The 13514-nt window shown below is 69.3% G+C and carries 11 protein-coding genes; 4 read left to right on the top strand and 7 right to left on the bottom strand.

The genetic code is table 11. The features are described from left to right. From JHN63_RS17230 to JHN63_RS17205, 6 genes are all read right to left on the bottom strand, one after another. Positions 1-2683: alpha-mannosidase (locus tag JHN63_RS17230; RefSeq protein WP_200681945.1), on the bottom strand; the 2683-nt coding region annotated here is incomplete at its 3' end. Between the two features lie 53 nt (positions 2684-2736). Continuing rightward, a complete protein-coding gene (locus JHN63_RS17225; protein ID WP_200681944.1) occupies positions 2737-4776 on the bottom strand; it encodes an endo-beta-N-acetylglucosaminidase in 2040 nt (679 codons plus the stop codon). Beyond that, positions 4773-6017, bottom strand: coding sequence for a cellulase family glycosylhydrolase (locus JHN63_RS17220; RefSeq protein WP_200681950.1), 1245 nt, complete (start codon positions 6015-6017; stop codon positions 4773-4775). Before JHN63_RS17220 ends, JHN63_RS17225 begins: the two co-directional genes overlap by 4 nt. Positions 6018-6098: 81 nt before the next feature. Continuing rightward, a complete protein-coding gene (locus JHN63_RS17215) occupies positions 6099-7001 on the bottom strand; it encodes a carbohydrate ABC transporter permease (RefSeq protein WP_200681943.1) in 903 nt (300 codons plus the stop codon). After that, the gene (locus JHN63_RS17210) at positions 6998-7885 is read right to left on the bottom strand and encodes a carbohydrate ABC transporter permease (protein ID WP_200681942.1); all 888 of its coding nucleotides are present in this window, start codon (positions 7883-7885) and stop codon (positions 6998-7000) included. The genes JHN63_RS17215 and JHN63_RS17210 overlap by 4 nt, the downstream gene beginning before the upstream one ends. 7 nt (positions 7886-7892) lie before the next feature. Next, complete coding sequence (locus tag JHN63_RS17205; protein WP_200681941.1) at positions 7893-9185, bottom strand: ABC transporter substrate-binding protein; 1293 nt, start codon at positions 9183-9185, stop codon at positions 7893-7895. Between the two features lie 270 nt (positions 9186-9455). On the opposite strand from JHN63_RS17205, the gene JHN63_RS17200 reads away from it, so the two are divergent. After that, on the top strand, positions 9456-10463 hold the full coding sequence (locus tag JHN63_RS17200; protein WP_200681949.1) for a LacI family DNA-binding transcriptional regulator: 1008 nt from the start codon (positions 9456-9458) through the stop codon (positions 10461-10463). A gap of 70 nt (positions 10464-10533) precedes the next feature. Next, positions 10534-11337 (top strand): SAM-dependent methyltransferase, encoded by an 804-nt coding sequence (locus JHN63_RS17195; RefSeq protein WP_200681940.1) that lies wholly within the window; start codon positions 10534-10536, stop codon positions 11335-11337. 95 nt (positions 11338-11432) lie between these two features. Here the strand turns inward: JHN63_RS17195 and JHN63_RS17190 are convergent, their stop codons facing one another. After that, on the bottom strand, positions 11433-11981 hold the full coding sequence (locus JHN63_RS17190) for an ATP-binding protein (protein WP_200681939.1): 549 nt from the start codon (positions 11979-11981) through the stop codon (positions 11433-11435). Between the two features lie 213 nt (positions 11982-12194). Here JHN63_RS17190 and JHN63_RS17185 point away from each other — a divergent pair, with 213 nt between their 5' ends. Continuing rightward, on the top strand, positions 12195-12446 hold the full coding sequence (locus JHN63_RS17185) for a DUF397 domain-containing protein (RefSeq protein ID WP_234477210.1): 252 nt from the start codon (positions 12195-12197) through the stop codon (positions 12444-12446). Positions 12447-12606: 160 nt separating this feature from the next. Further along, positions 12607-13512, top strand: a complete 906-nt coding sequence (locus JHN63_RS17180; protein WP_200681938.1) for a helix-turn-helix transcriptional regulator — start codon at positions 12607-12609, stop codon at positions 13510-13512. Positions 13513-13514: the final 2 nt, after the last annotated feature.

Genomic DNA, 13514 nt, shown 5'->3' with positions numbered 1-13514 from the left:
GCCTCCACCGCTTCAAGCACGCGCTGGTGCCCGGCGCGTGCTTGAAGCGGTGGAGGCCCTGGTCGGTCTCGGGGTCGGGGAAGCGCGGGGCGCGGAGCAGCGAGACGCGGACCGTGGTGGTCGTCCCCTTGTCACCGTCGGTGCGGACCGTGCGGGTCACATCGTGGCCGTACGTCGAGTCGTTGACGACGGCGACGCCGAAGCCGGGCTCCTCGAGGTGGACGAAGCGGTGGTTGCAGGCCTCGAACTTGGCGGCCTCCCATGAGGTGTTGGTGTGCGTGGGGCGGTGGAAGTGCCCGAACTGGGTCTCGGACGCATACCGTTCGGCGTGCACGTCGAGCGGGAAGGCGAGCTTGAGGAACTTCTCGGTCTCGTGCCAGTCGACCTCGGTGTCGATGAGCAGCCGCCGCTCCCCCGGTGCGAGGGACAGCAGTTGGGTGACCCGGGACGTGCCGAAGGACCGTACGATCCGCACCGTGTTCCCGTCGGCTACGACCTCCTCCGCGTCCGTGAGGTCGGTGACGGTGTTGCGGTAGAACTCGTCGACGTCCCAGGCGTCCCACATGTTCGGGAAGTCCGGGTGGAGTTGGAGCAGGTTCGCGGCCCGGCCGGGGGCGATGGTCTCGCGGTCGGCCTCGATGTCGTAGGCGGAGACGACGAGGCCGCGGCCGTCGATCTCGATGCGCAGCAGGCCGTTCTCCAGGACGTGGCCGCCGCCGACCCGGGTCGCGAGGGCCGTCTCGCCCTGTGCCGCCGGGGTCTGTGCGCCGCCCGCGGGGACGCCTTCGCGGGTGTGGGGCGCCGAGTTGAAGACGACGGGGGTCGTCCCCTCCCCCGCCAGCGCGCGCTGGGCCGCGTCGATGATGCCGTTCAGCTCGGCGGCCAGCCCCTCGTAGGTCTTCCGGGCCTCGCGGTGCACCCAGGCGATGGAGGAGCCGGGCAGGATGTCGTGGAACTGGTGCAGCAGGACCGTCTTCCAGATCCGGTCCAAGTCCTCGTACGGGTAGGGGAATCCGGCCCGGACCGCCGCCGTGGCCGCCCACAGCTCGGCCTCGCGCAGGAGGTGTTCGCTGCGTCGGTTGCCCTGCTTGGTCCTGGCCTGACTGGTGAGGGTGGCGCGGTGCAGTTCGAGGTACAACTCGCCGACCCAGACCGGTGGTTCGGGGTTCTCGGCCTGGGCCTTCTCGAAGAACTCCTTCGGGGTCTCCCAGGCCACGGTCGCCGAACCCTCGAGGTCGTGCAGGCGGGCCGCCTTGGCGACCATCTCGCGGGTGGTGCCGCCGCCTCCGTCGCCCCAGCCGGTGGGCGCGAGGGAGTGCCGGGCGACGCCCTTGTCCTTGAAGTTGCGTGCCGCGTGGGCGATCTCACGGCCCTGCATGGAGCAGTTGTAGGTGTCGACGGGCGGGAAGTGGGTGAAGATCCGGGTGCCGTCGATGCCCTCCCAACGGAAGGTGTGGTGGGGGAACTTGTTCGTCTGCGACCACGAGATCTTCTGCGTCAGCAGCCACTTGGAGCCGGCGGCCTTGATGATCTGCGGGAGTCCCGCGGCGAAGCCGAAGGTGTCGGGCAGCCAGGCCTCCTCGTTCTCGATGCCGAACTCGTCGAGGAAGAACCGCTTCCCGTGCACGAACTGACGGGCCATCGCCTCCGATCCCGGCATGTTGGTGTCCGACTCCACCCACATACCGCCGGCCGGCACGAACCGCCCGTCCGCCACCGCCTTCTTGACCCGCGCCCACACCTCGGGCCGGTGCTCCTTCACCCAGGCCCACTGCTGGGCCTGGGACATGGCGAAGATGAAGTCGGGTTCGTCCTCAAGGAGAGCCGTCATGTTGGACGTCGTCCGGGCGACCTTGCGGACCGTCTCGCGCAGCGGCCACAGCCACGCGGAGTCGATGTGCGCGTGCCCGATGGCGCTGATGCGGTGCGCGGACGGGACGGCGGGCGCGGAGAGGACGGCCGTCAGCTGTGAACGGGCTTGCTCCGCCGTGCCGTTGACGTCCTGGAGGTCCACCGCGTCCAGCGCCTTGTCGACGGCCCGCAGCAGGTCCCAGCGGCGCGCGGAGTCCACCGGCAGCTCGGCCATCAGCTCGCCGACCACCTCCAGATCGAGGACGAGCTGCCAGACGTTCTCGTCGAGGACCGCGAGGTCCATGCGGGTGAGCGTGTACTGCGGTTCGCTGCCGGCGGTCTCCTTGTCGCCCAACTGGGTGGGCAGGAAGGGGTGGTAGTCGAGGATGACGGGGTTGGAGGCGGCCTCGATGTGCAGCCGCACCTCCTCTCCGCCCGCGACCGGCGCGCCGATCCGCACCCACTGGTTGCGCGGGTTGAGGCCCTTCACCGGGGTGCCGTCGGGCCGGTAGACGAGGCCCTCGCACTGGAAGCCGGGCATGTTCTCGTCGAAGCCGAGGTCGAGCAGCGCCTCGACGGTCCTCCCGGCCCACTCCTGGGGGACGGTCCCGGTGACACGGAACCAACTGGTCCCCCAGGGAGCACCCCACCGGGCGCCCACCTCGATCGGTTCGGGTGTGCCCGCGAGCCCCTCGGCCACCGGCACCGGCTCGTCGGGCGCGTGCCAGACGGCCACCTCCAGCGGCACGGACTCGGGGTACACGGCGGGACGGATGCGCTCTTCGAGGACGCGCTTGAGGCGGGCTTCGACCAGGCTGCGGTCGTCATGCATGCGGGGTGCTCCGTAGCTCGGTTGCGGGTGGGTCGCGGTTCGGGTCTCGGGTGCTACCAGGTGTGCGCGACGGTCACGGGGGCCGACGCTGTGTACAGCTCCCCTGTCGCGCGCAGTTCGAACCACGCCTGCTGCTCGCCCTGTTCGGCCTGCTGCCCACCGACGAAGAACGCGCGCTGGCAGGTGCCGCCGAGGAACCGCCGGGTGCCGTCGGGCAGCAGCCGGTGGAGCGTGTAGTGGCGTACGGCACCGGGTGCGGCGTCCCAGGCGAAGCGCAGATCGCCTCCGCTCGCGGCGGTGATCCGCAGGCCGTCGGGCGCGGCAGGCGGCTCGGTGTCGTTGACATCGCGAACAGCAAGTCCGCCGAGCCGCCAGTTCACCGTGCTCCCGCTCGCGTCGGCCGCGGTCAGCCGCACACCGATCGCATGCAGCGTCCCCGAAAGCCCTGTGAGCGGCACACTCACCGTCTGCCACCCGTTGACCGAGTTCACAGGCAGATAGGTGTACGGCGGCGTCAACCCCGCGCTGCTCGGCTCGGCCGTGGCGACGGCCAGCTCGACGTTCACACCGCCGCTGCCGGTGTCGGTGCGGAAGGTCAGGTCGACAACCGTGTCACCACCGATCGGCAGCTGTGAACCGTACACATCCACCGTCGTCGGTTGATCCAGTACACCCGAGACCAGCACACTGCTGCCGCCCCGCCAGGCGTCCGCGAAGTCGAAGGTCACGGTGGGCCGTTGCCCGGCCGTCCGCACCACCCAGCGCCGGGACGGCAGCCGGTCCTGGAGTCCCAGGTGATTCCATGCCGTGCTCGATGTGACCACGCCGTCCTCGTACCAGCGCAGCCCGTGCCCGGTGTTGAACACGCTCGCGAACGGCAGCGCGCCGCCCACCGTCGAACGGTCCGCGACCGACACGGCCGGTGCCCGCCAGGTGTCCGTGCTGTCCGGCTTCGACGGGTCGAGCGAGCGCCCGGTCCAGAACCGGTCGTCGGCCGCGTGGAAGTCGCCCGGGGTACGGCTCGCGGGCAGATGGTTGCGGGTCCACTCGGGCCGGTAGAACCCGACGGACGTGATGTGCGCCTTGGTCGTCGGCACCATCGCGTCCCAACTCACGGACGTACTGGACCCGTTGGACTCGACGTCGACGCCCGCCCACAGCTCGTAGCGGCTGCGCCCGAGGCCGTCCGCCTTCGTCCCGGACGCGGCCAGTGTGCTCGTGCTCCACCGGAAGTCGATGAACATGGAGTCGGCGGCCTGGAAGAACGCCTGGTTCGAGGTGTTCAGGGCGCCCTGCCAACTGACCGTCCCGTTCACGGTCATCGCGTCGTACCAGGTCACCCGCTGGCCCTGGGCGGCGGCGAGGGACTTCAACTCCCGTACGAAACCCTGCATGTCGGTGCCGAGCGCGGTGTTCCCGCCGCTGGTCTCCGCGTTGACGAACCACCCGTCGAAGCCGTACGCGGCGGCCACCGCGACGAGTTGGGCGGCCAGCGGGTAGTGCCCGGCGGAGTCCTTCTGGACCAGGTCGCGGGTCCACTGGAGTTGTCCGCCGTAGGCGACGGGCGGCAGGAAGATGTTGCCGAGGACGGGGACACCGTGCCGGTGGGCGGCGTCCACGACGGGCGCGTTCGGGGCGAGGATGATGCCCTCGCCGGACGAGCCGCCCCAGAAGACGAGTTCGTCGAGGTAGGACCAGTGGGTGAGGGCGTAGTAGTCGGCGGTGGCCGCGCCCTGGGAGGGGTTGCTCGACGTCGGCCCGAAGGAGACCAGGGACTGGATGCGGGCCTGGCCCGAGCGCGCGGTGCTGTTCGCGGGGGTCGGGGTGAAGCGTGCGGCCAGCGGGACGGCGGCCGCGTTGAAGGCGAGGTCCGCGTCCGAGGCGGCGGTCCAGCTCTTCAGGCTGTTCCAGGTGATGCCGGTGCCCGGGGTGCCGCTGGGCAGGGAGTCCGGGTACCAGTAACTGGCGTACGGCTGCCCGGTGTTGGTGGCGGCCTGCGCGGCCGCGAAAGCGGGCGTGGGCAATGGGGGCAGCAGGGTCGCTGCCGCGCCGGCGAGCAGGACGGTGCGTCTGGTGGGGCGTCCGGGGTTCACGAGCTGGTGCCTCCTTGTGGGGTGGGGAGTACCTGGTCGGGAGTGACGACTTCGGTGATGCCGCGCGCGGCGAGGTGTTCCTTGTCGTCCACGCGCACGTCGAGGACGGTCGCCGGGCGGGCACCGTCGGCGACGAGTCTGAAGTAGGCGTCGAACACCGGCCCGCCGGGACCGCAGAGCGAGCGGACCGACGGATCGGCGGGCACGACGAGGGCCGTGGTGCGGACGGCGGGTTCGTACGTGGGCTCGCGGGCCGCCTCCGCCAGCACGAGCGCGATGTCCTTGGCCTGCCGGTCGTTGGTCAACAGGCCCAGCCCGTACTCGAGTTCGGGGAAGTCGGCGAGGTCGCGGGACACGTCGTGGGAGCACCACCAGGTGATGCCCCAGAGGTCGGGACAGTCCAGGGCGTTGGCGGTGGTCGCCGAGGCGAAGTCCGCCGCGTGCTCGGCGGGGACGAGCGGCTGGGGCGCGCCGACCTCCTGGAGCCAGACGGGCCGGTGCGCTGCGTCGGCCCAGGCCTTGCTCAACTCGACGAGATAGGCGGCGTGATGCTCGCTCTGCACGGAGGCACGGCCGTGGCGTTGGCCGGTGCCGTTGAAGACCCAGGAGTGCACGGCCGTCATCGCGCCGTGGCGGGCGGCCTGGGCCGGGGTGAACGGCATGTCGTCCTGGTACCAGGTCGCGTCGTACTCGGCGTGCAGATGCGGCTTCCCGGGCGCACCCTCCGCGCAGGCCGCGAGCATCCGTGTCAGCCAGGCGTCGATCTGCTCCTCCGTCGCCCGGTCGGGGTCCGGATGCGGGCCTGCCGAGAACTGGTTGACCTCGTTGCCCAGGGTCATGCCGATGAAGTTGGGGCGATCGGCGAGGGCGGCGGCGAGGGTGCGCAGATAGGCGGCCTGGCCGTCGAGGACGTCCGGGTCGGTGAAGAGGTTGCGCCGGTGCCAGGTGCGGGTCCATGCGGGGAGGTAGTCGAAACTGCTCAAGTGCCCTTGCAGACCGTCCACGTTGACGTCGAGCCCGCGCTCACCGGCCGCGTCGACGAGCTCAACCAGCTGTCCTACGGCTTTGGTTCGGATCAGGGTCCGGTTGGGCTGGAAGTACGGCCACAGCGGGAAGACCCGGACGTGGTCGAGACCCAGCTCGGCGATCGAGTCGAGGTCGGCGCGTACGGAGTCGAGGTCGAAGTCGAGCCAGTGGTGGAACCACCCCTGGCTAGGGGTGTAGTTGACGCCGAAGCGCACGGCAGAGGACATCGGGATCCTGGTTCTGTAGTGCGTATCTGAAGTGCGTATCCGTAGTGCGTGTCTGAGGGCAAGGAGACGTCAGCCCTTCACCGCGCCTTCGCCCACGCCCCGGAAGAAGTACCGCTGGAGGCAGGCGAAGAGGGCGATCAGCGGGGCCACGGCGATGACCGTTCCGGCGGCGACGAGGCGTTCGTCGTTGGCGAAGGTGCCGTGCAGATAGTTGAGGCCGATGGTGAGCGTGAACTTGGACGGGTCGCTGAGCACGATGAGCGGCCACAGGAAGTCGTCCCAGGCGCCCATGAAGGCGAAGATCGCGACGACGGCGATCGTCCCCTTCACCGACGGCAGCGCGATCCGCAGGAACCGCTGCCACACGTTGGCGCCGTCGACGTAGGCCGCCTCCTCGATCTCGTACGGCAGGTTGAGGAAGGCGTTGCGCATCAGCAGGACGTTCATCGCGCCGATGCAGCCCGGGAGGACCACCCCGATCAGGGTGTTGTTGAGGCCCAGCTCCCGCATGGTGGTGAACTGGGCGATGATGATGCCCTCCACCGGCACCAGCATCGCGAGGATGAAGACGAGGGTGGCGACGCGGCGGCCCCGGTAGCGCAGCCGGGCCAGCGCGTAGCCCGCGAGGGCCGAACCGACGCAGTTCGTCACGACGTTGGCGGCGGCGACCTTCAGCGAGTTGAAGGCGTAGTCCCACACGGGGATGGTGTCGGCGACCCTCTTGTAGTTGTGCAGGGTGGGGTGTTCGGGCAGGAAGGTCGGCGGTGAGCTGTAGATGTCCTCGGTCGGGCCCTTGAGCGAGGTGGAGAGCTGCCAGACGAAGGGGCCGACGGTGATGGCGAGGACGACGAGCAACAGCGTGTAGCGCAGGGCGAGTTCCCAGCCGCGGATGCGGCGGCCGTGCTCGTCGGTGACGCGGGGTTCGCGAACCGCCGTCTCCGGTACGGGTCTTCTGCGCTCGATGACGCTCAAGCGTCCTCCTTCCGGTCGGCCCGCAGCACGAGCAGCATCAGGGCGACGGTGACGACGAAGACGACGACCGAGAGCGCGGAGGCGTAACCGACCCGCCCGGTCAGACCCGTGCCCGTGCGCTGGACGAGCATCACGAGGGTGGTGTCCTCGCCGGCCGGTCCGCCGCTCGGGCCGGCCATCAGGTAGACCTCGGAGAACACCTTGAAGGCGGCGACCGAGGACAGCGCGCCGACGAGGACCATGGTGGAGCGGACGGCGGGCACGGTCACCGTGAAGAAGCGGCGGATCGCGCCCGCGCCGTCGACCGAGGCGGCCTCGTGCAGTTCGCGCGGCACACTGGCGAGCGCGGCCAGATAAATGATCATGTAGTAACCGAGGCCCTTCCAGACCGTGACGGCCATGGCGCTGAGCAGCAGCAGCCACTGGTCGCTGAGGAAACCGATCCGGCCGACGCCGATCGTCTCCAACAGCGAGTTGACCAGGCCGCGTTCGTCGAGCAGCCACACCCAGATCAGCCCGACGACGACGATCGACGCGACGACCGGGGTGTAGAAGGCGGACCGGAAGAAGGTGATGCCGGGGATGTTCTTCTGCACCAACAGGGCGAGCAGCAGCGGGAGTACGACGAGCGCGGGGACCACCCCGAGGATGTACAGGGTGCTGTTGCGCAGGCCGGTCCAGAACATGTCGTCGTGCCACAGCTCGCGGAAGTTGGCGAAGCCCACGAAGTGGCCGGGGATCAGCGTGCGCCGGTCCGTGAAGGAGTTGGCCACGGTGGAGGCGAACGGATAGAGCACGAAGGCGCCGACGACGAGCAGCCCGGGGGCGGCGAACAGCCAGGGACTGGAGGGCAGTTGGCGCCGCACGCGGGACACGTCGGCCATGGGACCCTCAGCCTTCCTGCTGGAGCAGTGTGTCGCAGGCCTTGACAGCGTTGTCAAGAGCCGTCTCGGGGCTCTCCTTGCCCTGTAGCGCCTTGGCGACCTCGTTGCGCAGCGCGGTCTTCATCTGCTCACTGAACAGCACCGGCGTGTAGTTCTCCGCGTTCTTCAGGGACTTGGCGGCGGCGATCCGCACCCGGGTCTCGTCGGTGCCGTCCTCCTTGGTGAAGTACGGGTCGTCGAGGGAACCGGCGGTGCTCGGGAAGATGGCGACCTTCTTCGCGAACGACATCTGCTGCTGGGCGTCGGTGACGTAGTGCGCGAAGGCCACGGACGCGGGCGTGTGCTTGGTCTTGGAGTTGACCATCACGCCCATCACGTACATGTTCACGTGCCCGGTGCTGGTGATCTGGTCGGTGATGCCGATGTTCTTGTACAGGGTGGGCGCCTGCTTCTTGAAGTTGTCGAGGTCCAGGGCGCTGCCCGGGTTCATCGCGACGGCCCCGGTGAGGAACTTCTTGCCGGACGACTCGGGGGTCGCGGTGAGCGCCTGCGGGTCGAGGGCCTTCGCGTCGTACAACTCCTTGTACTTGGTGAGAAGTTCGATGCCCTTCGCGTCGTTGAAGGCGAAGGCGGTGCCGGCCTTGTTCATGAGCTGGACGCCGTAGCGGCCGAAGTCCTCGACGGTGGGGACGTTGGCGAGGGTGGCGACCTTGCCGTCGGTCTTCTTCGCCAACTGGAGGGCCTGGGCGAAGAGTTCGTCGTACGTCTTCGGCGGCTGGTCGGGGTCGAGTCCGGCCTGCTTGAAGAGGGACTTGTTGTAGAAGAGCGGGCCGGTGTTGAGGTACCAGGGGAAGGCGTAGGTGCCGGTCATGCCCGGTATCTCGTGGCTGGCCCAAGCCCCGGCAAGGTACTCGCTCTTGTACTTCGCGGCCGACTTGTCGAGGTCGAGCGCCAGGCCCGCCTTGGCGAGCGGGGCGACCAGGTCCGGGGAGACGTTGACGACGTCGGGCAGGGTGCCGCCGGCGGCGTCCGCGCTGATCTTGTCGGCGTAGCCCTCGGCGGGCTGGTCGATCCACTTCACATGGGTGCCGGGGTACTGCTTCTCGAAGCCGGAGATCACGCCCTCGAAGTACGACTTGAAGTTGGCGCGGAGGTTCCAGGTCTGGAAGGTGATGTCGCCCTCGACCTTGCCCGAGGCGTCGGTCGAGCCGCCGTCGTCTCCCCCGGAGCCGCAGGCGCTCAGCGGCATGAGGACTACGGCGGCGGCAGCGGCGGCGAAGACTCTGCGGGAGATGCGCACGGAGTGTGGCTCCTTTGCGGTGGGGGTGGCCAATCGTGCCGGGGCAGACCTTGCACGCTCTCCGGCGGGCGAGTCAATGGATTCCGCTCAGCTAAATTCATTAGTTGGCCGGATCCGGCCAACATCCCTGATGAGAGAGGTGCGTTGGCATTCTTGCGGTCGATCACTAATGCGCTTTAGGGTGTGCTGACTCAAGCGCATTAGTGCGCAGTGCCGGTGGAATGGAGAACGGGCTTGTCAGGCAAGCGGTCGCCCGCGCGTCGGCCGACGATGAAGGACATCGCGCAGCGCGCCGGTGTGTCCGAGAGCGCGGTCTCCTTCGCGCTCAACGGCCGGCCCGGCGTCTCCGAGATCACCCGCGACCGGGTGCGCCGGGTCGCGGAGCAGTTGGGCTGGCGGCCCAGTACGGCGGCGCGGGCACTGTCCGGGGAAGGTGCGGCGACGGTCGGTTTCGTCCTCGCCCGTCCCGCGGAGACACTCGGAGTCGACTCCTTCTTCCTCCAACTCGTCTCGGGCATCCAGGAGATACTCGCCGAGCGCCATCTCGGGCTGCTCTTCCAGATGGCCGAGGACGTCGAGGACGAGTGCGCGGTGTACCGGCGCTGGTGGGCCGAACACCGCGTGGACGGCGTCCTGGTGGCCGACCCGCGCACCGCGGACCCGCGGCCCGATCTCCTCGACGAACTGGGCCTGCCCGCCGTGGTGATCGGCGGCGCGCCGGACGAGCAGCATCCCGGTCTGTCGACGGTGTGGGCCGACGACGCGGGCGCGATGGCGTCGGTGGTCGACGAGTTGTACACGCGCGGCCACCGCCGTATCGCGCACATCGCGGGCCTGCCGGGCCTCGCGCACACCGAGCGCCGGATCCGCGCCCTGCGCGCCGAGGCCGCGCGCCGCGGACTGACCGAGGTGCACTCGGTGACCACGGACTACTCGGACGCGGCGGGCGCCGCGGTCACCCGCCGGGTCCTCGAAGTCGCCGCTCCACCAACGGCGTTGATCTACGACAACGACGTGATGGCCGTCGCGGGGGTGGCCGCCGCGACCGAACTCGGCCGCTCCGTACCGGCGGACGTGTCGGTGGTCGCCTGGGAGGACTCCGCGCTGTGCCGCATGGTCCGGCCGTGGCTGTCGGCACTGTCCCGGGACAGTGTGGAGTTCGGCCGTACGGCGGCGCGCGAGTTGACCGCGCTGCTGGACGGCGGCCCGGCGCGCACGGTGCGGGTGCCGGTGCCGCGGCTGATCGAGCGGGACAGCACGGGACCGGCCCGGCTGTGAAAGTGCTGTGTCTCCCGGTTCGCGGCCGAATCGCCGGACACCGCCGGGTACTTCGTGTGAGGCTTTGCCCATGACCTCCGAAGACCCGCTGGCCGACCGGCTCCAGCTCGACCGGCCGCACTCCGCCCGTGTGTGGAACTTCCTCCTGGGCGGCAAGGACAACTACGCCGCCGACCGCGAAGCCGGCGAAATGATCATCCAGATGTTCCCGGACATCGCCCTGCTCGCCCGCCTCCAACGAGGCTTCCTGGTCCGGGCGGTGCACTATCTCGCCGCGGAGGCGGGCATACGCCAGTTCCTCGACATAGGAACAGGCCTGCCGACCGTCGACAACACGCACGAGGTCGCGCAGCGCATCGCGCCCGAGAGCCGCATCGTCTACGTCGACAACGATCCGCTGGTGCTGGTGCACGCGCAGGCGTTGCTCACCAGCGCCCCCGAGGGCGCCTGCGCCTACGTCGAGGCCGATGTGCGCGATCCCGAGCGGATCCTCGAAGCCGCGGCAGAGACACTGGACTTCAGCAAGCCGATCGCCCTGACGATGCTGGGCATCCTGGGCCAGATCCCGGACTCGGACGAGCCCGATGCCGTCGTGGCCCGCTTCCTGGAGGCGCTCCCCCCGGGCAGCTATCTCGCGCTGACCGACGGCACCGACACCAACGAGGCGCTCAACCAGGCGATCTCGGTGTACAACGCCAACTCGGCCAGCTCCTACTACCTGCGCAGCCCCGCGCGGGTGACGGCCTTCTTCGACGGTCTCGAAGCCGTCGAACCCGGCATCGTCCCCATTTCACGGTGGCGGCCCGAGCCCGTCGACGTGGGCCGTGGTCCGTCCGACGTGGACACGATCTGCGGTATCGGCCGCAAGGTCTGAGCAGCAACAGCGAAGCGGGGCACCGGCGTTGAGCCGGTGCCCCGCTTTCTTGTGTGTCCGGTTCCTTGTGCGTGCGGTTTCTTGCGCGCCCGGCGTCAGAGTCTGAACAGTGCCCACACCGTCTTGCCGCCGCCCGCCCGCAGGTTCCAGCCCCACGACTCGCTGAGCGCGGAGACCACTTGGAGACCGCGCCCGGACTCCGCGAACTCGTCCGGGCTGCCCTCCACGGGTATGCGATCGCTGTCGTCGGTGACCGCGCACACCGCGTACGGCAGCCGGTCCCACACCGCGAGCCAGAGCGAAGGCTGCGGTTCGGCAGGGGAGTTGGGCGCCCGGCCGTAGCGCAACGCGTTGCTCACCAGCTCCGACACGGTGACCGCCATGTCGTCGAGGACCTCGTCCCCGGCCCGGCCGGTCAGTGCCGCGCGAGTGAAGTCCCGTGCCACATGGGCCGATTGAGGCATCGGCGGGACGACCAGGACGGAACAGAGGGCGGGGTCGCGCCCGTCCCCGACCGTGGGGACCAGGGTGACGGTCTGTCCCGGCTCGGGCCGGCCCACCTCGTCCACGGCTCGGCACAGCCACTCCCAAGTCCCCTCGATGTGGAGGGTGTTGGTCGGCCGTACGACTTGCTCTGCGGACATCGCGACCCCTGAGACCCCTGGGAGGAGAACAACTGCGCGGCTACACCTGTCCGGAACATGGTCCTCCGACTGACCCTGCGAACGCAAGTGCATCGGCAATTACCGCTGCAATTGCAGATGATCTTGCGAGCGGTGTCCCCGAGGGCTATCGTCCTCCACATCACCAATGGGTGCAATTGAAGCTGCAATTGCATCTGATCTTCCGGGGGAGCGATGAGGCCTCAGATCGTGCACGAGAACGGCATGGCGGCGACCCTGCTGAACGGCGCTCAGTGGCGCAAGAGCCACCACAGCAACCCCGAGGGCAACTGCGTCGAGTTGGCCGCGCTCTCGGACGGTCACATCGCCGTGCGCAACTCGCGCCATCCCGAAGGTCCGGCGCTCGTCTACACCAGTGCCGAGATCTCCGCGTTCGTCCGCGGTGTGAAGGACGGCGACTTCGACGGCCTACTCCCCGGCCGCTGAGGTCAGGCAAACCCGCGGATCGGCCGGAAGGCGCCGGACACAGGCCGGCGCCTTCCGGCTCCTTCACTCCCCGCAGTTATCCGGAACCTCGGTGCTACGATCCTCCTTTGAGTCCCGAAAACTTGCGGACGGTATCGGCGCGACCGCCGAGGGGATGAACATGACTGCAGCTCAACCTGAATACGCGCCTTCGGGTTCGGACGTGCTGAGCCTTCAGCGCGGTGGTCCGACGGTCCAGCGCATCATGCTGGGCACGCGCCTGCGCCGCCTGCGCGAGTCCCTCAACATCAGCCGGGACACGGCCGCTTCGGCGATACGCGCCTCGGACGCCAAGCTCTGCCGCATGGAGCTGGGCCGCGTCGGCTTCAAAGAGCGCGACGTGGCCGACCTGTTGACGCTGTACGGCCTCCAAGAGCCCGACGTGCGCCAGGACTTCCTGGACTCGGCCCGCCGGGCCAACGAACCCGGCTGGTGGCGCGCCTACGGCGACTCCTTCCCGGCCTGGTTCGAGCAGCACCTGGGGCTGGAGGAGGCCACCTCACTCATCCGCACCTACGAAGTCCAGTTCATTCCCGGCCTGTTGCAGACCGCCGGGTACGCGGAGGCCGTCATCCGGCTCGGCCGCCCCACCGACACCCCGGACTCGATCCGCCGCCGCGTCGAACTCCGCATGACCCGCCAGGAGTTGCTCACCCGGCCCGGCGCTCCGAGGCTGTGGGTCGTGGTGGACGAGGCGGCGCTGCGCCGTCCGCTCGGCGGTGCGGACGTGATGCGCGAGCAGGTGCGGCACCTCATCGAGACGGCCGCCCTGCCGAACGTGACCCTTCAGGTGCTGCCGTTCCACGTGGGCGGCCATGCCGCCGCCGGCGGTCCGATCACCGTGCTGCGCTTCCCGGTGCCGGACCTGCCCGACGTCGTCTATCTCGAACAGCTCACCAGCGCTCTCTACTTGGACAAGCCCGACGAGGTCGACCGCTATCTCGCGGTCATGGACCGGCTGAGCATGGTGGCCTCGCCGGCCCCCGAGTCCGTGGCCTTCCTGGAGAAGCTCCTCAAGGACAGCTGACC

It is taken from the genome of Streptomyces sp. MBT65 (genome assembly GCF_016612545.1).
GTDB lineage: Bacteria > Actinomycetota > Actinomycetes > Streptomycetales > Streptomycetaceae > Streptomyces.
The sequence above is the reverse complement of the archived record's forward strand: the minus strand, read 5'-3'. Positions and strand labels throughout refer to the sequence as shown.